This is a genomic window from Methylobacterium aquaticum, from assembly GCF_016804325.1.
Lineage (GTDB): Bacteria > Pseudomonadota > Alphaproteobacteria > Rhizobiales > Beijerinckiaceae > Methylobacterium > Methylobacterium aquaticum_C.
In genome coordinates this window covers 3,867,216-3,888,117 of the sequence record NZ_CP043627.1, presented here as the reverse complement: position 1 = coordinate 3,888,117, position 20,902 = coordinate 3,867,216, and the positions used below count along the sequence as shown (strand labels likewise).

Sequence of the window (20,902 nt, the reverse complement as noted above, 5' to 3'; positions counted from 1 at the left end):
CCTCAGGATGAGGTTGCGGGTGGGGCAGGCGGATCAAACCCGTCCCGCAAATTCTGAATTCACCGACGAGGCTGGAAAACCAGCCCACCCACCGGAGGAAACCCATGCTTCGCCTGTCCCTGGCCTCGGCCACTGTCCTCGCTTGTGCTGTCCCCGCTCTCGCCGCCGAGATCCCGATCGGCCACCTCGCCGACCAGAGCGGCGCCACCTCCGACGTCGGCGTGCCCTACGCCCAAGGGGTGGCCGATGCCCTCGCCTACGTGAACCGCAAGGGCGGCATCAAGGGCGAGAAGATGAACGTCGAGACCGTCGATTACGGCTACCAGGTGCCGCGTGCCGTCGCACTCTACAAGAAGTGGACCGGCGGGCGCGACAAGGTCGCGGCGATCCAGGGCTGGGGTACCGCCGACACCGAGGCCCTGTCGGCCTTCGTCACCAAGGACGAGATCCCGTACATCTCCGGTTCCTACGCCGCGCAGGTCAGCGACCCGACCGGCGCCAGCGGCAAGGCGAAGGCCGCGCCCTACAACTTCTTCTACGGCCCGTCCTACTCGGATGCGCTGCGCGCCATGCTGATGTGGGCCGCCGACGACTGGAAGGCCAAGGGCAAGACCGGCAAGCCGAAATACGTCCATATGGGCGGCAACCACCCCTACCCGAACTCGCCCAAGGAAGCCGGCGAGGCGATGGCGAAGGACCTCGGATTCGAGGTGCTGCCGCCGATCGTCTTCGCGCTCGCGCCCGGCGATTACACCGCGCAATGCCTCACCGCCAAGAATGCGGGCGCGAACTACGCCTATCTCGGCAATACCGGCGGCTCGAACATCTCGCTGCTCAAGTCCTGCAAGGCGGTCGGCACCGACATCCAGTTCATGGGCAACGTCTGGGGCATGGACGAGAACGCCGCCAAGGCGGCGGGCGAGGCGGCGAACGGCGTCGTCTTCCCGGTCCGCACCGCGGCGGTGAGCGGCAGCACGGCGCCCGGCATGGCGATGGCGGCCGAGATCTCGAAGGTGTCGGACCCCGCCGGCACCGCCTACCGGCCGGTGCATTACTATACCGGCATCTGCGCTGCCCTCTACATGACCGAAGCGCTGGCCTGGGCCAAGGACAATGGCGGGCTTGCCGGCCCCAACGTCCGCAAGGGCTTCTACCAGAAGAAGGACTGGGTGCCGGCCGGCATGGAGGGCGTCTGCGTCCCCTCGACCTGGTCGCCCACCGACCACCGCGGGATGATGGAGGTGAACATCTACCGCGCCAAGGTGTCGGGACCGACCGACGGAGCGCTGCCCGACCTGATGAAGGCCGGCACGATCAAGCTCGAGCCGGTCAAGACCGTGACGCTGCCGCGCAAGAGCGAGTGGCAGGGGTGGTGAGAACCATCCTCGAAGGATGACCCGCCCCTGAACCCTCCCCCCTCTGCGGGGGAGGGTGCCCCGCGGATGCGGGGCGGGAGAGGGGCAGCGCGACGGTGCCAAGTATGGCGCCTGTCAGAACGGCTCCGCCTCATCCTGAATCGTGGTTCCCCTCTCCCGCCCGGCGCACGAGTGCTTCGCACTCGCAGCCGGGCACCCTCCCCCGCAGAGGGGGAGGGTTCGACGTCGCATCTCGCTGAATGAAAGCCATCCGATGTCGCAGGTCACGACCCTCGAACGCCCGAGCCAAGACGCCACTCAGGCCCCGCTCCTCTCCCTGCGCAACGTCGAGGTCGTCTACGACGACGTGATCCTGGTCCTGCGGGGCTTGAGCCTCGACGTGCCGGCGGGCTCGATCACGGCTTTGCTCGGCGCCAACGGTGCCGGCAAGTCGACCACGCTCAAGGCCATCTCGGGCCTGCTGCGCTCGGAGGACGGCGAGGTCACCCGCGGCGAGATCGTGTTCGACGGCGCCCGCATCGACGGGATCGAGCCCGACAGGATCGTGCGCCGCGGCATCTTCCAGGTGATGGAGGGCCGCCGCATCGTCGCCGACATGACGCCGATGGAGAACCTGCGCCTCGGCGCCTTCTCGCGCCGCGACAAGGAGATCGGCCAGGACCTGGAGCGGGTGCTGACCTACTTCCCGCGCCTGAAGGAGCGCACGGGTGCGGCCGGCTACCTCTCGGGCGGCGAGCAGCAGATGCTGGCGATCGGCCGCGCGCTGATGGCCCGCCCCCGCCTGATCCTGATGGACGAGCCCTCGATGGGCCTCTCGCCGCTCCTGGTGAAGGAGGTGTTTTCGATCATCCGCCAGATCAACCAGGATCTCGGCGTCACCATCCTGCTCGTCGAGCAGAATGCCCGCGCCGCTCTCTCGGTGGCGGATCGCGGCTACATCATGGAACAGGGCAAGGTGGTGCTCGACGGCACCGTCGAGGAATTGCGCACCAACGAGGACGTGAAGGAATTCTACCTCGGCGGCGCCGGCGATCAGCGTAAGAGCTTTCGCAACCTGAAGAGCTTCAAGCGGCGCAAGCGGTGGATCTGACCGTTCTCATCCTTCGGTTCTGACATCCTCCATGTCATTCCGGGGCCGCGCAGCGGAGCCCGGAATCCAGACGCTCAGAGCCTGTTTGAGCAGGACTTCTACCCAAGACTTGAGGCGAGCGGGATCATCCTACCCTCTAACCTCATCCTGAGGTGCGACCGCAGGGAGCCTCGAAGGAGGGCTCCAGGGATCGCAGAGGCTTCTGGAGCCCTCCTTCGAGGCTCCCTGCGGTCGCACCTCAGGATGAGGTGGAGGGGTAGGATATCTCCTAATTCTTCTCAGTTTTTGTCAAATCACTCTGCTCAAACAGGCTCTGAGGTGATTCAGGAGATTTAGGGCAGCGTTCCGCTTTTTTCTGGACCTTCCGCGGTTCTGGATTCCGGGCTCCGCTGCGCGGCCCCGGAATGACGCGGAGGGTGTCAGGACCGTTGAGAGAAACGAGCCGTCCTCCAACCGTTATTCCTCCACAGCAAGACCGGTCAGGACGCCCCCGCTCTCCATCCGTCATGATGACGGCATGGATCGACCGCCCGCCCCCGACCGGCCGGGCACCGTCATCGACCTGCACGTGCCCGTCGCGGTGTGAGCCCCGATATCCGAGGGAGCGCGATCATCCGTCCGGATTGTCGCGCTTCCGGAAACGATCGTTTTCCATCGTTTCTCTATTCAGTCAGAAACCTCCCGGACATACTCCCCCCATCGACACCGCGCCGCACCGGCCGCCACGATGGAGACGACGATGACGAAGCCCTACAACCGCCTCGACCTCGACCAGGCCGTCGTCCTCCTGGTCGATCACCAGGCCGGCCTGATGTCGCTGGTGCGCGACTTCGATCCCGATCGCTTCAAGAACAACGTGCTGGCGGTCGCCGACCTCGCCGCCTACTTCAAGCTGCCGACCATCCTGACCACCAGCTTCGAGGACGGGCCGAACGGGCCGATCATGCCCGAGCTGAAGGCCAAGTTCCCGGACGCGCCGTTCATCGCCCGGCCCGGCCAGATCAACGCCTGGGACAATCCCGATTTCGTCGCCGCCGTGAAGGCGACGGGGCGCAAGCAGCTCGTCATCGCCGGCGTCGTCACCGAGGTCTGCGTCGCCTTCGTCGCCCTGTCGGCGATCGCGGAGGGCTACGAGGTCTTCGCCGTCACGGACGCGTCGGGCACCTTCAACCCGGTGGTGCGCGACGGGGCCTGGAACCGGATGTCGGCGGCCGGCGTGCAGCTGGTCAACTGGTTCGCGGTCGCCTGCGAGCTGCACCGCGACTGGCGCCGGGACGTCGAAGGTCTGGCGACGCTGCTCGGCGACCACATCCCGGATTACCGCAACTTGATGACGAGCTACACCGCGCTCCAGGGCAGGCACGGCGCCTGACCGCCCCCGCCCGCGGCGGCTACTCGGCCGCCGCGGGCCTCCTGCGCCGCAGCAACCGCCCGTCGATCGCCACCAGCCCGGCCCCGATCAGCGCCATGCCGAGGAGCTGGCGCGGGACCACCGGCTCGCCGAGCACCAGGGCGCCGAGCAGGAGTGCCGAGACCGGGATCAGGAAGGTGACGAGCATCAGGTTGGTCGCCCCGGCGCTCGCCAGCAGGCGGAAGAAGATCACGTAGGCGAACGCCGTCGAGAGCGCCGCGAGGCCGAGCACCGCCGCGATGGCGGTGGCCGGGGGCATCGCCAGGGTCCAGGGCCGGTCGACCGCGAGGGCCACCGGCAGGAGCAGCACGGTCGCGGCGGTGACCTGGCCGGCGGCCGCCGGGAGCGGCGGGATGCCCATCCGCTTGAACCGACGGCCATAGATCCCGGCAAAGGCGTAGGAGAGGGCGGCGAGCAGCACCGCGCCCTGGGCCAGCGCCTCGCCCCCGAGCCCGGCCAGCACCGACGGCCCGACCATCACGGCGACGCCCGCAAGCCCGGCCAGCACGCCGGCGAGACGGTTCCCCGTCAGGCGCTCGTCGTCGGTGAGCCAGTGGGCGACCAAGACGCCGAAGAGCGGCGTGGTGGCGTTGAGGATCGCCGCGAGGCCGGAGGCGATATGGGTCTGCCCCCAGGCGATGAGGCAGAACGGCACCGCGTTGTTGAGGAAGGCCGCCCCCAGGAAGGCGAGCCAGACCCGGGCGCCCCGCGGCAGGGGCAAGCCCCGCACCCGCAAGACCAGGGCGAGGATGATCGCCGCGAGGCCGACGCGCAGGCTGACCAGGGTGAGCGGCGGCAGCGCCCGCAGGGCGACCCCGACGAAGAAGAACGAGCCGCCCCACAGGACCGACAGGCCGAGGAGCAGGCCCCATTCCGACGGGGTCATGGGACGGTTGGCGGCAGGCGGCATCGCGGGCTCTCCGGTGGGTGAGGCCGCACCCTGCCGCATGAGCGGACCCGACGGCATCCCGTTCCTTGCGCTGCAATCGACCGCACCGGCGCCGGGCGGGGACGGGGGGCGTCGATCAAGATCAGCGGGCGACCTGACCGAGGTGACGCCGCCTCCAATCCGCCGGCGCCCCATTCCCGGCGCGCCCGGCCGATCCGGCCGACGGTCGCGGCCCGGATCAGGCGGCGGCCCGGGTTCGATATCGTCGGCCCTCGTCACGGCCCGTCTTGCGCCGCCGCCCGGCCAGATCTCGCCGGACTCGCCCGGACGCCGTCGAATGCCGGAACCCGGCAGCCCTCCACCTGGCACCGACCGGGCTTCATCGATCGATGACCGGCCGTATTGTCTATGTTCTGCTCTGGCCTTTGCAAGCACAGAAAGGCGTAGATGTGCCGGATAGTGACGTTAACGACTTATTAACCATAATTGCGCAGCTTTGACGGGTCGCAAGAACGAATAAATCCGAGGGCCTTCGTCACCAGGAGGAACACAGCATGGCGCCAGCGACCACTCTCGCGGAGGCCGAGCGCAAGCTCGTCATCGAGACGCTCATCCGTTGCCGCGGCAACCGCACCCACGCCGCCAGGATGCTCGGCATCTCGGTCCGCACGGTGCGCAACCGGATCGCGGAATACAGGAGGATCGGCGTCTGCCTGCCGATCTACCGCGACGTCGTCTGGTCCGACTGGCCGGACGGGGTGGTCTCGCCGGAGGAGGCCGAGATGCTGGCGGTGGGGGCGGTTTGAGGGGGGCTTCCGCCTTGCCCGCACAAAGGCTTGGAGCCTGAACAGACTCGGAGCCTGCAAGGACTTGAAGCCTGACTGTCAAATATCCGTCCTCGAACCCTCCGCGTCATTCCGGGGCCGCGAAAGCGGAGCCCGGAATCCAGACACTCGGTTGGGACAGAATAAAGCGGGACACTGGCCGCTCTATCCTCAACCATCCGCGGCTCTGGATTCCGGGCTCCGCTGCGCGGCCCCGGAATGACCGGATAGTGGCAAAACCGGCGAGTGAAGCCGCGGGTCAGATCTCCGTCCGCCGCAACAGGTAGTCCAGCCCCCCGACCCGGAACCACCGGTACCCGTAGCCCTCCATCAGCACCCGGTGGCAGCCATCCGCGTTGGCGAGGCTGCGCTGGCCGGTGAGGAGGTCGATCAGGTTGCGGCCGTCGCCGTCGAGGCCGGTGGCGAAGGTGATCTCCTTCGGCTCAGGCGAAAGGTTGTGCAGGCACAGGACCGAATTGTTGCGCCAGTCGTAGCGCAGGGCGAGGATGCCGGTATCGCCGGTCTCAAGGGCGGTGAAGTCGCCCCAGCCGATCTCCGGCACCTCCTTGCGCATGCGGATGACCCGCTCCATCCAGTTGAGGAGCGATTCCGGCGCGCAGCGCTGCGCCGCCGCGTTGACGTGGGCGAAGGCGTAGGGCCCTTCGTGGATCGGCGGCGATTCCGGGTGATCGGAGAGCGTGAAGCCGCCCTGCGGCTCGTCCGACCACTGCATCGGCGTGCGAGCGCAGTCGCGCTCGGGCAGCGAGAGGTCGTCGCCCATGCCGATCTCGTCGCCGTAGCGCAATACCGGCGTGCCCGGCAGGGTGAACATCAGGCTGTAGGCGAGCTCGATCCGGCGCCGGTCGCCGCCGAGCATCGGCGCCAGCCGCCGGCGGATGCCGCGGTCGTAGAGCTGCATGTCCGGGTCGGGCCCGAATTCCTGGAACACGGTCTGGCGCTGCTTCTCGGTGAGCCGCCCGAGATCGAGTTCGTCGTGGTTGCGCAGGAAGATCGCCCATTGCGCGGAGGGCGGCCGGTTCCAGGTCTTCTGGAGCGCCTTCACCAGCGGGCGCGCATCCGCCGAGGCGAGCGCGTAGAACAATGCCTGGTTGACCTGGAAGTTGAACATCATGTGCATGCGGTCGGCATCGTCGCCGAAATAGTCGAGGTCCTGGCGCGGCAGCACGTTGGCCTCGGCCAGGATGATCGCGTCGCCCTGGCGCCATTGCAGGAACTCGCGGAAGAGCCGCAGCAACTCGAACTGCTCGCGCGGTTCCCCTGAGACCTCCGGCCCCTTCTCGGCGATCACGAACGGCACCGCATCCATGCGGAAGCCCGACACGCCGAGCTGGATCCAGAACCCCATGATCTTCAGGATCTCGGCCTGGACATGGGGATTGGCGGTGTTGAGATCGGGCTGGAAGTCGTAGAAGCGGTGGAAGTACCAGGCCTTGGCTTCCTTGTCGTAGGTCCAGGTGCTCTTCTGCACGCCGGGAAAGACCATGCCCTCGTGGGCGTTCGCCGGTTTCGTCTTCGACCAGACGTACCAGTCGCGGGTGCGGGCATTCGGGTCGGAGCGGGCGGCCTTGAACCACGGATGCTGGTCGGAGGTATGGTTGACCACGAGGTCGATCAGCACCCGCATCCCGCGCTGCTTGGCGGCGTGGGTGAAGGCGACGAAATCGCCGAGCGTGCCGTAGCGCGGATCGACGCCGTAGTAATCGGCCACGTCGTAGCCGTGGTCGCGCCCCGGCGAGGGCTGGAACGGATGCAGCCAGATCGCCGTCACGCCGAGCCCGAGCAGATAATCGAGGCGCCGCTCCAGCCCTTCGAAATCGCCGATGCCGTCGCCGTTGGCATCCATGAAGGAGCCGACCGAGAGGCAGTAGATCACCGCGTTCTTGTACCAGAGGTCCTCGATCACCCCGGTTCTCCCTCGATCTCGACGATGCCGGCGAGTGATCACAACTAGGGCAGCCCCGAGCCGAGCGTAGCCTTGGCGCAGGCTTAGGCAGGATGGCGCTCAGCTGCGCAGGGAGGCTGTCGGAAAACGGGCAGACGGCCCCCAAATCCGCCTCATGCCCAGAATTTGAGCCCCGGTTCCCGGGAACCTTTCGCGATCTGCCTTGGCACGCGCCTTGCGGAACGGGGTTCGGCCGCATCGGCCCAGGGAGACGATGACGATGACGTGGAAGGGTTGGCTCTCGCGCGCCACGGTCGCGGGCGGGTTGGCGCTCGGCACGCTGGCGAGCACGGTCGCCTCGGCGCAGGAGACCATCAAGGTCGGCATCCTGCACTCGCTCTCGGGCACGATGGCGATCTCCGAGACGACGCTCAAAGACGTCATGCTGATGCTCATCGACGAGCAGAACAAGAAGGGCGGCGTGCTCGGCAAGAAGCTCGAGGCAGTGGTCGTCGACCCGGCCTCGAACTGGCCGCTCTTCGCCGAGAAGGCGCGCGAGCTGATCGCCAAGGACAAGGTCGCGGCGGTGTTCGGCTGCTGGACCAGCGTGTCGCGCAAGTCGGTGCTGCCGGTCTTCAAGGAGCTCAACAACATCCTGTTCTACCCCGTCCAGTACGAGGGCGAGGAGAGCGAGCGCAACGTGTTCTATACCGGTGCGGCGCCGAACCAGCAGGCGATCCCGGCGGTCGACTACCTGATGTCGGAGGATGGCGGCGGCGTGAAGCGCTGGGTGCTGGAGGGGACGGATTACGTCTACCCGCGCACCACCAACAAGATCCTCGAAGCCTACCTCAAGTCCAAGGGGGTGAAGGACGAGGACATCATGATCAACTACACCCCGTTCGGCTTCTCGGACTGGCAGACGGAGGTGTCGAAGATCAAGGCGTTCGGCTCGGCCGGCAAGAAGGCCGCGGTGGTCTCGACCGTCAACGGCGACGCCAACGTGCCGTTCTACAAGGAACTCGGCAACCAGGGCATCAAGGCCACCGACATCCCGGTGATGGCCTTCTCGGTCGGCGAGGAGGAGCTGGCCGGCATCGACACCAAGCCGCTCGTCGGCCACCTCGCCGCCTGGAACTACTTCGAGTCGATCAAGACGCCGGAGAACGAGGCGTTCATCAAGCAGTGGCAGGCGTACAAGAAGAACCCCAAGGCCGTCACCAACGACCCGATGGAAGCCAGCTACATCGGCTTCAACATGTGGGTGAAGGCGGTCGAGAAGGCCGGCACCACCAACCCCGACAAGGTGATCGACGCGCTGCCCGGCATCGAGCAGGCGAACCTCACCGGCGGCACCGCCAAGATGCTGCCCAACCACCACATCTCCAAGCCGGTCTTCATCGGCGAGATCGAGGCCAACGGCCAGTTCGACGTGGTGTGGAAGACCAAGGAACTGATCCCCGGCGAGGCGTGGTCGAAGCAGCTCGACGGCTCGAAGGACCTTGAGGCCGACTGGGTGCAGCTCAAGTGCGGCAACTACAACACCAAGACGAAGAAGTGCGGCGGCGCGTAAGTTCCTAGCTGAATCCCCCCTCTCCCGTGTGGGAGAGGGGCCGGGGGTGAGGGTGCTACGGTTCTGATCGAAGCTCGGACGGTCGTGCTGGCAGCTCAACGCTCGGCGCCTTCTGTGGAACCGTAGCACCCTCACCCCTAACCCCTCTCCCACACGGGAGAGGGGAATGTTTGGCACCTTTGCCCCGGACACCCCCTGCATGCGCCGCTGCCTCGTCCTTCTCCTCGCCGCCTGGTGCGCCGGCTGGGCCTTCGCGGCCGCCGCGCAGACCGGGGCTGACGCCGCCTATGGCCGGCTCGCCAGCGACAATTATTCCGACATCGAGGCCGGCATTGCGGGCCTCGCCACCAGCGGCGATCCCAAGGCCGGAGTGGTCTTGCGCGCGCTCACCGACGGCCGCCTGCTCTACCGCCCGGACGACAAGGCGCTCGCCGTCAAGGACGGCGCGACGGCCACCGACGCCCGCACCGGCGCGGCGGTGAACCCCGAGGGCTTCAAGCCCGTGCGGGTCAACAACCGGCTCCGGCGCACGATCGACGCCGCACTCGGCACCCTGAACCTGCTCGCCCCCGACGCCGCCACCCGCCGCATCGCCGCCGACGCGGTGTTCAAGGCCCGCGACGCCGCAGCACTTCCGGCCCTCGATGCGGCGCTCGCCCGCGAGACCGACGCGGGCGTGAAGCGCAGCATGCAGGAGGCCCGCGCCGCGGCGCTCCTCGCCAAGCCCGGCGCGCCCGAGATCGACCGGCTCGCCGCCGTCGACACGATCCAGGCCCGCGGCGATTCGGAGGCGCTCGGCATCCTGCGCGGCCTCGCGACCGATCCGGCCCAGAGCGTGCGCGACGCCGCCGCCCGCGGCGTCTCGTCGATCGAAACCCGCCAGGCGCTGATGGCGAACGTCCAGAACGCCTGGTACGGAATTTCGCTCGGCTCGGTGCTGCTGCTCGCTGCCATCGGCCTTGCCATCACCTTCGGGGTGATGGGCATCATCAACATGGCGCACGGCGAGATGGTGATGCTCGGCGCCTACACCACCTACCTGGTGCAGGAGCTGATCCGCCAGAAGGCCCCCGGCCTGTTCGACTGGTCGCTGCCGATCGCGATCCCGCTCGCCTTCCTGGCGGCCGGCGCCGTCGGCATCCTGATCGAGCGGACCGTCATCCGCCACCTCTACGGCCGGCCGCTCGAGACCCTGCTCGCCACCTGGGGCATCAGCCTGATCCTGCAGCAGGCGGTGCGCTCGGTCTTCGGCCCGACCAACCGCGAGGTCGGCGCACCCTCCTACATGTCCGGCGCCTTCGACCTGTTCGGCCTCTCGATCACCTGGAGCCGGCTGTGGATCGTGGTCTTCGCCATGGCCGTCTTCGTCGCCCTCAACCTGATCCTCAAGGCGACCTCGTTCGGCCTGAAGACCCGCGCCGTCACCCAGAACCGCCGCATGGCCGCCGCCATGGGCATCCGCACGCCCTGGATCGACGCCTTCACCTTCGGCCTCGGCTCCGGCATCGCCGGGGTGGCCGGGGTGGCGCTCTCGCAGATCGACAACGTCTCGCCGAATCTCGGCCAGGGCTACATCATCGATTCGTTCCTGGTCGTGGTCTTCGGCGGCGTCGGCAACCTGTGGGGCACGCTGGTCGCGGCCCTCACCCTCGGCGTCGCCAACAAGTTCCTCGAGCCCTATGCGGGCGCGGTGCTCGGAAAGATCCTGCTCCTCGTGTTCATCATCCTGTTCATCCAGAAGCGGCCGCGCGGCCTGTTCGCGCTCAAGGGCCGGGCGGTGGAGGCCTGACCATGCTGCTCTCCCGCATCGACAAGCCGGGCTGGATCTTCCTCGGCGTCCTCGCCTTGGCCTGCATCGTGGTGCCGGCCCTCAACCTGCTCACCGCGCCCGGCTCGGCGTTCCACGTGCCGACCTACGCCGTCTCGCTGATGGGCAAGTACCTCGCCTACGCGATCCTGGCGCTCAGCCTCGACCTCGTCTGGGGCTATTGCGGCATCCTCTCGCTCGGCCACGGCGCGTTCTTCGCGCTCGGCGGCTACGCGATGGGCATGTACCTGATGCGCCAGATCGGCCCGCGCGGCGTCTACGGCAACCCGGTCCTGCCCGACTTCATGGTCTTCCTGAACTACAAGTCCTTGCCCTGGTACTGGCACGGCTTCGATCTCTTTCCCTTCGCGGCCGTGATGGTGCTGCTGGTGCCGGGCATCCTCGCCTTCGTGTTCGGCTGGCTCGCCTTCCGCTCGCGGGTGACCGGCGTCTACCTGTCGATCATCACCCAGGCGATGACCTTCGCGCTGATGCTCGCCTTCTTCCGCAACGACATGGGGCTGGGCGGCAACAACGGCCTCACCGACTTCAAGGACATCCTCGGCTTCAACGTGCAGGCGCAAGGGACGCGCGTCGTCCTGTTCGTCCTGACCGCCGTGGCGCTCGGTCTCGCCTATCTCGTCGCCCGCTTCATGACGACCTCGGCCTTCGGCAAGGTGCTGATCGCGATCCGGGACGCCGAGTCCCGCACCCGGTTCCTCGGCTACCGCACGGCCCACTTCAAGGTCCTGGCCTTCACCGTCTCGGCGATGATGGCGGGGGTGGCCGGCGCCCTCTACGTGCCGCAGGTCGGCATCATCAACCCGTCCGAATTCGCCCCCGCCAACTCGATCGAGGCGGTGATCTGGGTCGCGGTCGGCGGGCGCGGCACGCTGGTCGGCGCGGCGCTCGGGGCGGTTTTGGTCAACTACGCCAAGACGCTGCTGACCGGGGCGATGCCGGATGCCTGGCTGTTCGCGCTGGGCGCCCTCTTCGTCGTCGTCACCCTGTACCTGCCCAAGGGCATCCTCGGCACGATCAACGAGCGCCTCGGCGCCCGCCGGGCCAGGGTTCGCACCGATAGTCCCCCCGCTCTCGCCGAGGAGGGCCGCGGATCATGAGCGCCGCGATGGCTCTGCCCGTTTCCGACCCGGTCCACGAGAAGCGCCTCACCCAGGCCCTGCTCTACGTCGACGACATCAAGGTCACGTTCGACGGCTACCGGGCCCTGCGCGGCCTGTCCCTGACCCTGATGCCCGGCGAGATGCGGGCGATCATCGGTCCGAACGGCGCCGGCAAGACCACGATGATGGATTGCATCACCGGCAAGACCCGGCCCGATACCGGCCAGGTGATCTATGACGGCCGGCACGACCTCACCCGGATGGACGAGGCGGCCATCGCCGAGCTCGGCATCGGCCGCAAGTTCCAGAAGCCGACGGTGTTCGAGAGCCAGTCGGTCGCCGACAACATCCTGCTGGCACTCAAAGGGCCGCGGACCGCGACCGCCTCCCTGTTCGGCTGGCGCAACCGGGTCGAGCGGGCGCAGATCGACGCGATCCTGGAGACGGTGGGGCTTATCGCCCACCGGGCCCGGCCGGCGGCCGACCTCTCGCACGGCCAGAAGCAGTGGCTGGAGATCGGGATGCTCCTGGCGCAGGACCCAAGCTCCTCCTCGTCGACGAGCCGGTGGCCGGCATGACCGACGCCGAGACCGAGGCGACCGCGACGCTGCTCCGCCGCATCGCTGAAGACCACGCGGTCATCGTGGTCGAGCACGACATGCATTTCGTGCGGGCGCTGCAATGCCGCGTCACCTGCCTGCACGAGGGTGCGGTGCTCGCCGAAGGCTCGATCGATTCCGTCTCGGCCGACCCGCGGGTGGTCGAGGTCTATCTCGGCCGCTGAGGATCTTTTTCAGACATGCTCTCCGTCGAGACCATCGATCTCCATTACGGCGCGGCGCAGGCCCTGCGCGGCGTCTCGCTGAGCGCCGAGCCCGGCAAGGTGACGGCCGTGCTCGGCCGCAACGGCGTCGGCAAGACCTCGCTGATGCGCGCCATCGTCGGCCAGCAGCCGGTGTCGAAGGGCGCGGTCAGGCTCGACGGCCGCGACATCAGCCGCCTCGCCCCCTACGACCGCGCCCGCCAGGGCATCGCCTTCGTGCCGCAAGGGCGCGAGATCTTCCCGCTCCTCACCGTGAAGGAGAACCTGGAAACCGGCTTTGCGCCGTGCAAGCGCGCCGACCGCTACGTGCCGGCCGAGATCTACGACCTCTTCCCCGTCCTCAAGGACATGCTCGGGCGGCGCGGCGGCGACCTCTCGGGCGGCCAGCAGCAGCAGCTCGCCATCGGCCGCGCCCTGGTGACGCGCCCCCGCGTCCTCGTCCTCGACGAGCCGACGGAAGGCATCCAGCCCTCGATCATCAAGGATATCGGCCGGGCGATCGACTACCTGCGGGGCAAGGGCGACATGGCGATCGTTCTGGTCGAGCAGTATTTCGAATGGGCCCGCGATTTGTGCGACACCTACGCGGTGATGGATCGCGGCCAGGTGGTCGAGGCCGGGCCGCGCTCGGGCATGGTCGAGGCGCAGGTGCGGCGGTGGTTGTCGGTGTGAGGGCGGCTTCCGTTATGTCGCGACAAATTTGACACCCTGTTTGTCATTCCGGGGCCGCGTCAGCGGAGCCTGGAATTCAGAGCCGCAGGACGTTCAGGAAAGACCAGAACGCTGCCTGCTTCGTCGTGACCCTCCGCGTGTCGATCCCTTCTCCCACCCGCGACCTCATCCTGAGGTGCGACCGCAGGGAGCCTCGAAGGAGGGCTCCAGAAACCGCAGAGACTTCTGGAGCCCTCCTTCGAGGTCAGTCGATCTCCGATCGACTAACACCTCAGGATGAGGTTGCGCATGGGAAAGCCCGATGCTGACGAATTTCACGCCATTGGCGCGCAACGTGGCCGAGAGATTCGAAATCCATTTTCCACAAAAATCTTAACGACGACGATGGCGATATGAAGATTATCGCTTGAAGACACGGACCGCATGCCCGGCAATGTCCCGCGTCCGCGAATTGGCGACAGCCAAATCCGACAGGAACTCGCTTCTCAGGGAGCAGAGCACGTCCGCGTAGACTCCAGACCCCCGTTGCGTCTCATACCCGAGCAGCGGATCGAGCAGGCGCTCATCGGCATCGTCGGGCAGAACCAACAGAAGGTCCCAGTCGCTGTCCGGTCCCGCCGTGCCCTTCGCGCGGCTGCCGAACAGCAGCACATCCTCTGGGGCGTAGACAGCCTCGATCCGGTCCAAGAGCGTCTTCAGCGCGGGATACTCGCCTGTGGCGGGCACGATTTCTGCTACGGATGCCGGCGTCGTCATGATGCGATCCTTTGGTCCGTCAGGATAGCAAGGGCTCTGAGTCTCGTCATCTGGGAGCACCGCCGAAGGCGCGGCACCCGCTCGTCCGCCGATCTCCTCGGCCGTGACAGGCCCCCACCACCTTGCATTCCGCCCCCACCCGGATTATCTCCCTCTTCATCAGTTCTGTTCGTGGCCGATGAGGCTGCGGTGCGGGAGTGGGTCCCCCGGGGCCCGCTCTTTTTTATTGCCGCAAGCCTCCCCGGGCGCGAGCCGAACGCCAGATTGCCTCCCCTCCAGGGCCCCCTTCGCGGGGACCGCGCCGCGGCACCGACCTCATGACCGACGCCCCAGACCACAACCCGGCCGAGAAGCGCCTCATCACCGAGACCGGTGTCGCCGCGCGCGTCGCGCAGATCATCGAGCCCGCGATCGAGGGCCTCGGCTTCCGCCTCGTGCGGGTGAAGGTGTCGAGCCAGAACGGCTGCACGGTGCAGATCATGGTCGAGCGGCCGGACGGCACCATGTCGGTCGACGAGTGCGAGACCGTCAGCCGCACGATCTCGCCGATCCTCGACGTCGACGATCCGATCGGCGGCGCCTACTACCTCGAGATCTCCTCGCCGGGCATCGACCGGCCGCTGGTCCGGGCCGGCGACTTCGCCCGCTGGGCCGGCTACGAGGCCAAGGTCGAGCTGGCGATGCCGCTCGACGGCCGCAAGCGCTTCCGCGGCATCATCCGGGCACCCGAGGGCGACACGGTCCGCATCGACCTGCCCGACGTGAAGGAGGGCCTGCCCTCCTCCTACGACATCCCGCTGCGCGACATCGGCGAGGCCCACCTCGTCCTCACCGATGCCCTGGTGCGCGAATCCCTGCGGCGCGGCTCGGCCCCGCCGCAGGACGACGAGGAGGATGACGAGGACGAGGGCGCGAGCCCCTCCGTCACCCACTAAGACCGCCCCAGACCTCTCAACGAACCAAGAACCAGGAAGGACTGATCCGATGGCCGTCGTCAGCGCCAACAGGCTCGAACTCCTCCAGATCGCCGAGGCGGTCGCCCGCGAGAAGGTGATCGACCGCTCCATCGTGATCGGCGCCATGGAAGAGGCGATCGCCAAGGCCGCCCGCTCGCGCTACGGCGCCGAGACCGACGTGCATGCCGAGATCGATCCCCGCACGGGCGCGCTGCGCCTGTCGCGCCACCTCCTGGTGGTGGACGAGGTCGAGAACGACGCCCGCGAGATCGACCTGCCGTCGGCGCGGCGCCACAACCCGGCCGCCCAGGTCGGCGACGTGATCTCCGACACCCTGCCGCCGTTCGATTTCGGCCGCGTCGCCGCCCAGTCGGCCAAGCAGGTGATCGTCCAGAAGGTCCGCGAGGCCGAGCGCGAGCGCCAGTACGACGAGTACAAGGACCGCATCGGCGAGGTCGTCAACGGCCTGGTCAAGCGCGTCGAGTACGGCAACGTCATCGTCGATCTCGGCCGCGGCGAGGGCATCGTGCGCCGCGACGAGTCGATCCCGCGCGAGACCTTCCGCCCCGGCGACCGCATCCGCGCCTACCTGTTCGACGTCCGCCACGAGGTGCGCGGGCCGCAGATCTTCCTCTCGCGCTCGCACCCGCAATTCATGGCCAAGCTCTTCGGCCAGGAAGTGCCGGAGATCTACGACGGCATCGTCGAGGTGAAGGCGGTCGCCCGCGATCCGGGCTCGCGCGCCAAGATCGCGGTGATCTCGCGCGATTCCTCGATCGACCCGGTCGGCGCCTGCGTGGGCATGCGCGGCTCGCGCGTCCAGGCGGTGGTCGGCGAGCTGCAGGGCGAGAAGATCGACATCATCCCGTGGTCGCAGGACCAGGCGACCTTCATCGTCAACGCGCTCCAGCCGGCGGAAGTCGTCAAGGTGGTGCTCGACGAGGAGGCCGACCGCATCGAGGTGGTGGTGCCCGACGACCAGCTGTCGCTCGCCATCGGCCGGCGCGGCCAGAACGTCCGGCTCGCCTCCCAGCTCACCGGCTGGGACATCGACATCCTGACCGAGGCCGAGGAATCCGAGCGCCGGCAGAAGGAATTCGTCGAGCGCACCAACACCTTCATGCAGGCCCTCGACGTCGACGAGACCGTCGGCCAGCTCCTCGCGGCGGAAGGCTTCCGCTCGGTCGAGGAGATCGCCTATGTCGAGCCGACGGAACTGGCCAACATCCAGGGCCTCGACGAGGAGACCGGCGCCGAGATCCAGGCCCGCGCCCTCGATTACCTCAACCGCATCGAGGCCGAGAACGACGCCCGCCGCATCGAGCTCGGCGTCGCCGACGAGCTGCGCGACATCGACGGCATCACCACCCCGATGATGGTGGCGCTGGGCGAGAACGAGGTGAAGACCGTCGAGGATCTCGCCGGCTGCGCCACCGACGACCTCGTCGGCTACACCGAGGGCCGCGGCCCCGAGGCGGTGCGCCATGCCGGCTATCTCGACGGGTTCGAGGTCTCCCGCACCGAGGCCGAGGCGATGATCATGGCCGCCCGCATCCATGCCGGCTGGGTCGAGGCGCCCCCGCCGGAGGAGGTGCAGGAGGGCGAAGAGGAGCAGGGCGAAGAGGAGCAGGCCGACCAGGACCAGGATGCGGACGGCGAGGACACCACGGCGGAGCACGCCGAGGGTGACGAGGCCGAGACCGTGCCGGTCGAGGAGGATGCCGCCGCGACCGCCGAGCGGCAGCCGACCTGAGTCTCGACGCAACGATGGACCCGACCATGCAGGATGACGCTCACGACGGGGATGCGCTGCCGCCGGACGTCCTCGACGCCGGCGCCGGGCGCGGCCGCGCCCATGCGGAGCGCACCTGCCTGGTCACGCGGCAGGCGGGCCATCCGGACCGGATGATCCGCTTCGTGCTCGGCCCCGACAACCAGGTGGTGGCCGACCTGCGCGCCCGGCTTCCCGGCCGGGGCGCCTGGGTCACGGCGACCCGGGCGGCGGTGCAGGAGGCGATGAAGAAGCGTCTGTTCCAGCGCGCCTTCCGGCAGAAGGACGCCCGCGTCGCCCCCGATCTCGCCGATGTGATCGAGGCGGGGTTGCGCGACGACCTGAGACAGGGTTTCTCCCTGGCCAACAAGGCGGGCTGCGTCGTCACCGGCTTCACCAAGGTGGAGAGCGCGGTGGACAGCGAGACCGGGGTCAAGGCCCTGGTGCATGCCAGCGATGCGGCCCCGGACGGGCGCCGCAAGCTCGCCCAGGCATTGCGCCGGCGCTATGGCGATGCCATATCGCGGGTTCCGGTCGTCGATGACCTGTCCGGTGAAGAATTGGACATGGCCTTGGGCCGGGATCATGTGATACACGCTGCCCTCGTCGCGGGAGCCGGCACTGCCGGCTTGCTCGCGCGTTGGCGTCGGCTCCACGTCTTCCGCGGCGGGATGGCGACGTCGGGACGTGCCGGAACGGAGCCTCCAGACTCCGACGCAGCGCTCCCGGACGCTGTCCAGGATGGTGGAACATCGCTGCGGACCGGCCCCCCGGAGGCCGGTGGTTGAATGAATCGAATGGGATCGGCCCGATTGGCGGGTGCGCTCCCGGGAACACGATGGGAGGCGGCCGCCGGGAGGCCGGGTCCCGGGACGGACGAGAACCCCCAGGGTCTGAACTGAATGAGTGAGACGAAGAATCCGGGCGACAAGACGTTGCAACCCGGTCCCTCCAAGACGCTCTCGATGAAGCGTCCGGTCGAGCAGGGCACGGTGCGCCAGAGCTTCTCCCATGGCCGCTCCAAGTCGGTCGTGGTCGAGACGGTGAAACGTCGCCCCGGCGGCGCGCCGGCTCCGGCCGCGCCGAAGGATGCCGCCCCGAGCCAGTCGCGCTCCGCCCCGCAAGGGCAGGGCCGCCCGGGTGGGTCGCGCCAGGATCGCCCGGCCGCCTCGCGGTCCGGCGTCGTGCTGCGCACCCTGAGCGATCAGGAGCAGAGCGCCCGCATGGCCGCCCTCGTCGACGCCAAGCGTCGCGAGGAGGAGGAGCGCCGCCGCGCCGCCGAGGAGGCCCAGCGCCGCGTCGAGCGCGAGGCCGCCGAGATCCGTGAGCGCGAGGCCGCCGAGGCCCGCAAGCTCGAGGAGGAGGAGCGCCGCCGCCAGGAGGACGCGCGCAAGCGCCGCGCCGCCGAGGAGGCCGAGCGCCGCGCCCAGGACGAGGCCGCCCGCAATGCGGCCGCCGCCGCCCCGGCTCCGGCTCCGGCTCCGGCCGCTCCCGTGGCGGCTGCGCCTGCCGCGGCCGCCACGCGTCCGGCTGCTCCCGCTGCCGCCCGTCCCGCCGCTGCCGCGGGAACGGCCCGTCCGGCCGCCCCGGCCGGCGCCCGCCCCGCCGCCGGCGCCGCCGCGCGTCCGGCCGCCGGTGCCCGTCCGGCTGCCCCGCGTCCCGCGGCGCCTGCCGGCACCCGTCCGGCGACCCCGAGCACCGGGATCACCCGTCCGAGCGCCCCGGCCGAGCCGCGCCGCACGCTGACGGCCGATGCCCGCAAGCCGCGCGACCTGAACTTCATGGCCCGCCCGGCGCCGAAGCCGGAGCCCGAGCCCGCCAAGCCCGAGCCGACCGCGGCGAAGCCCGCGACGGCCGCCAAGACCGCCACGGGTGCCGCCGGCGCGGCGCGCCCCGCCACCGGCCGTCCGGCTGCGGCGGAGGAGGAGGCCGAGACCAAGCGGGTCATCCGCCGTCCCGGCATGCCGCTCAAGGTCATCACCCCGCCCAAGACGCCGAAGTCGCCGGGCGGCGACCGCAACCGCGGCCGCCTGACCATCGCGACCGCGACGTCCGGCGAGGATGAGCGCACCCGTTCGCTCGCCTCGTTCCGCCGCCGCAACCAGCGCCTGACCGGCCACCGCCAGGTGGAGCAGAAGGAGAAGCTGGCCCGCGAGGTGGTCATCCCGGAGACGATTACCATCCAGGAGCTCGCCAACCGGATGAGCGAGCGGGCGGTCGACGTCATCCGCATGCTGATGAAGCAGGGCCAGATCCACAAGATCACCGACGTGATCGACTCGGATTCGGCGCAGCTCATCGCCGAGGAGCTCGGCCACACCGTGCGCCGCGTCGCGGAGTCGGACGTCGAGGAAGGCCTGTTCGACGAGGCCGATACCGACGAGGACACCCAGCCGCGTCCGCCGGTCGTGACCATCATGGGCCACGTCGACCACGGCAAGACCTCGCTGCTCGACGCGATCCGCAACGCCAACGTCGTGTCCGGCGAGGCGGGCGGCATCACGCAGCATATCGGTGCCTACCAGGTGACCTCGCCCTCCGGCGGCAAGATCACCTTCATCGACACGCCCGGCCACGCGGCCTTCACCTCGATGCGCGCCCGCGGCGCCCGGGTGACGGACATCGTGGTGCTGGTGGTGGCGGCCGATGACGGCGTCATGCCGCAGACGATCGAGGCGATCTCCCACGCCAAGGCGGCCGAGGTGCCGCTGATCGTGGCGATCAACAAGATCGACAAGCCCGACGCGAACCCGCAACGGGTCCGCACCGAGCTGCTGCAGCACGACATCCAGGTCGAGTCGATGGGCGGCGAGACCCTCGAATTCGAGGTCTCGGCCAAGACCAGGGACGGCCTCGACGAGCTGCTGGAAGGCCTCGCCCTCCAGGCCGAGATCCTGGACCTGCGCGCCAACCCCGACCGTTCGGCGGAAGGCACCGTGATCGAGGCCAAGCTCGACCGCGGCCGCGGCCCGGTGGCGACGGTCCTCGTCGAGCGCGGCACCCTGCGCACCGGCGACATCATCGTGGCGGGCGCCGAGTGGGGCCGCGTGCGCGCCCTGGTCGACGATGCCGGCCGCAACGCCAAGGAAGCGGCGCCGTCGGTGCCGGTCGAGGTCCTGGGCTTCAACGGCACGCCGGAGGCGGGCGACCGCGTCGCGGTGGTCGAGAACGAGGCCCGGGCCCGCGAGGTCACCGAGTACCGGGCGCGCATGAAGCGCGAGCGCGCGGCGGCCACCGGCAGCGGTGCCGGCCGGACGCTCATGGACATGATGCGCGACCTCAAGGAGGGCGCCGGCCGCAAGGAGTTCCCGCTCGTCATCAAGGGCGACGTGCAGGGCTCCGTCGAGGCCATCGCCGGCTCGCTCGAGAAGCTCGGCAACGACGAGGTCATGGCCCGCATCCTGCACACGGGTGTCGGCGGCATCACCGAGTCGGACATCACCCTGGCCCAGGCCTCCGGTGCGGTCGTGTTCGGCTTCAACGTCCGCGCCCACAAGGAGGCCCGCGAGGCCGCCGAGCGGGCGGGCGTCGAGATCCGCTACTACAACATCATCTACGACCTCGTGGATGACGTGAAGGCAGCGATGTCGGGCCTGCTGCCGCCGACGCTCCGCGAGGAGCGCCTGGGCGAGGCGCGCATCCTCGAGATCTTCAACGTCTCGAAGGTGGGCAAGATCGCCGGTTGCCGGGTCGAGGACGGTCGCGTCGAGCGCGGCGCCCATGTCCGCCTCATCCGCGACAACGTGGTCGTCCACGAGGGCAAGCTCTCGCAGCTCAAGCGCTTCAAGGACGATGCCAAGGACGTCTCGGCCGGCCAGGAATGCGGCATGGCCTTCGAGAACTACCAGGACATGCGTCCGCGCGACGTGATCGAGTGCTACATCGTCCACGAGGAGCGCCGCTCGCTCTGACGGGCATCCCGCTGCC

At 68.8% G+C, this 20,902-nt stretch carries 15 protein-coding genes and 1 pseudogene; 13 read left to right on the top strand and 3 right to left on the bottom strand.

The window, feature by feature from the left end; genetic code table 11:
* Nucleotides 1-104 precede the first annotated feature (104 nt).
* From F1D61_RS17620 to ycaC, 3 genes are all read left to right on the top strand, one after another.
* Nucleotides 105-1,376 (top strand): ABC transporter substrate-binding protein, encoded by a 1,272-nt coding sequence (locus F1D61_RS17620; protein WP_203152972.1) that lies wholly within the window; start codon nt 105-107, stop codon nt 1,374-1,376.
* A 253-nt stretch (nt 1,377-1,629) separates the two neighbouring features.
* Nucleotides 1,630-2,466 carry an ABC transporter ATP-binding protein gene (locus tag F1D61_RS17615; protein ID WP_203152971.1) on the top strand — a complete coding sequence of 279 codons (837 nt, stop codon included), beginning with the start codon at nt 1,630-1,632 and terminating at the stop codon, nt 2,464-2,466.
* Between the two features lie 739 nt (nt 2,467-3,205).
* Nucleotides 3,206-3,838, top strand: a complete 633-nt coding sequence (gene ycaC, locus F1D61_RS17610; RefSeq protein WP_203152970.1) for an isochorismate family cysteine hydrolase YcaC — start codon at nt 3,206-3,208, stop codon at nt 3,836-3,838.
* A 19-nt stretch (nt 3,839-3,857) separates the two neighbouring features.
* Here ycaC and F1D61_RS17605 read toward each other — a convergent pair whose 3' ends face one another.
* Nucleotides 3,858-4,787, bottom strand: a complete 930-nt coding sequence (locus F1D61_RS17605; RefSeq protein WP_203152969.1) for a DMT family transporter — start codon at nt 4,785-4,787, stop codon at nt 3,858-3,860.
* A 533-nt stretch (nt 4,788-5,320) separates the two neighbouring features.
* Between F1D61_RS17605 and F1D61_RS17600 the strand changes: the two genes are divergently transcribed.
* A complete protein-coding gene (locus tag F1D61_RS17600; protein WP_203152968.1) occupies nt 5,321-5,572 on the top strand; it encodes a helix-turn-helix domain-containing protein in 252 nt (83 codons plus the stop codon).
* A 277-nt stretch (nt 5,573-5,849) separates the two neighbouring features.
* Here the strand turns inward: F1D61_RS17600 and F1D61_RS17595 are convergent, their stop codons facing one another.
* Complete coding sequence (locus F1D61_RS17595; RefSeq protein WP_203152967.1) at nt 5,850-7,514, bottom strand: alpha-amylase family protein; 1,665 nt, start codon at nt 7,512-7,514, stop codon at nt 5,850-5,852.
* Nucleotides 7,515-7,773: 259 nt separating this feature from the next.
* On the opposite strand from F1D61_RS17595, the gene urtA reads away from it, so the two are divergent.
* The 5 genes and pseudogenes from urtA (at nt 7,774) to urtE (ending at nt 13,492) form a co-directional block, all read left to right on the top strand.
* Entirely contained in the window at nt 7,774-9,066 is a 1,293-nt protein-coding gene (gene urtA / locus F1D61_RS17590; protein WP_203152966.1) for an urea ABC transporter substrate-binding protein, read from the top strand.
* A 199-nt stretch (nt 9,067-9,265) separates the two neighbouring features.
* Nucleotides 9,266-10,855: an urea ABC transporter permease subunit UrtB gene (urtB, locus tag F1D61_RS17585; protein WP_203152965.1), complete on the top strand. Its 1,590-nt coding sequence runs from the start codon at nt 9,266-9,268 to the stop codon at nt 10,853-10,855.
* A gap of 2 nt (nt 10,856-10,857) precedes the next feature.
* Entirely contained in the window at nt 10,858-11,994 is a 1,137-nt protein-coding gene (gene urtC / locus F1D61_RS17580; RefSeq protein WP_203152964.1) for an urea ABC transporter permease subunit UrtC, read from the top strand.
* Nucleotides 11,991-12,781 (top strand): annotated as a pseudogene (gene urtD / locus F1D61_RS17575) (urea ABC transporter ATP-binding protein UrtD). The gene urtC and the pseudogene urtD overlap by 4 nt, the downstream one beginning before the upstream one ends.
* A gap of 15 nt (nt 12,782-12,796) precedes the next feature.
* Nucleotides 12,797-13,492 (top strand): urea ABC transporter ATP-binding subunit UrtE, encoded by a 696-nt coding sequence (urtE, locus tag F1D61_RS17570; RefSeq protein ID WP_203152963.1) that lies wholly within the window; start codon nt 12,797-12,799, stop codon nt 13,490-13,492.
* A 399-nt stretch (nt 13,493-13,891) separates the two neighbouring features.
* Here urtE and F1D61_RS17565 read toward each other — a convergent pair whose 3' ends face one another.
* Nucleotides 13,892-14,248, bottom strand: coding sequence for a nucleotidyltransferase domain-containing protein (locus F1D61_RS17565; RefSeq protein ID WP_203152962.1), 357 nt, complete (start codon nt 14,246-14,248; stop codon nt 13,892-13,894).
* Nucleotides 14,249-14,565: 317 nt separating this feature from the next.
* On the opposite strand from F1D61_RS17565, the gene rimP reads away from it, so the two are divergent.
* The 4 genes from rimP to infB all read left to right on the top strand — a co-directional run bounded on the left by rimP (nt 14,566) and on the right by infB (nt 20,886).
* Nucleotides 14,566-15,183: a ribosome maturation factor RimP gene (rimP, locus tag F1D61_RS17560; RefSeq protein ID WP_203152961.1), complete on the top strand. Its 618-nt coding sequence runs from the start codon at nt 14,566-14,568 to the stop codon at nt 15,181-15,183.
* A gap of 49 nt (nt 15,184-15,232) precedes the next feature.
* Nucleotides 15,233-16,957 carry a transcription termination factor NusA gene (gene nusA / locus F1D61_RS17555; RefSeq protein ID WP_203152960.1) on the top strand — a complete coding sequence of 575 codons (1,725 nt, stop codon included), beginning with the start codon at nt 15,233-15,235 and terminating at the stop codon, nt 16,955-16,957.
* Between the two features lie 14 nt (nt 16,958-16,971).
* Nucleotides 16,972-17,763 (top strand): RNA-binding protein, encoded by a 792-nt coding sequence (locus F1D61_RS17550; RefSeq protein ID WP_246775389.1) that lies wholly within the window; start codon nt 16,972-16,974, stop codon nt 17,761-17,763.
* A gap of 114 nt (nt 17,764-17,877) precedes the next feature.
* Nucleotides 17,878-20,886, top strand: coding sequence for a translation initiation factor IF-2 (infB, locus tag F1D61_RS17545; RefSeq protein ID WP_203152959.1), 3,009 nt, complete (start codon nt 17,878-17,880; stop codon nt 20,884-20,886).
* Nucleotides 20,887-20,902: the final 16 nt, after the last annotated feature.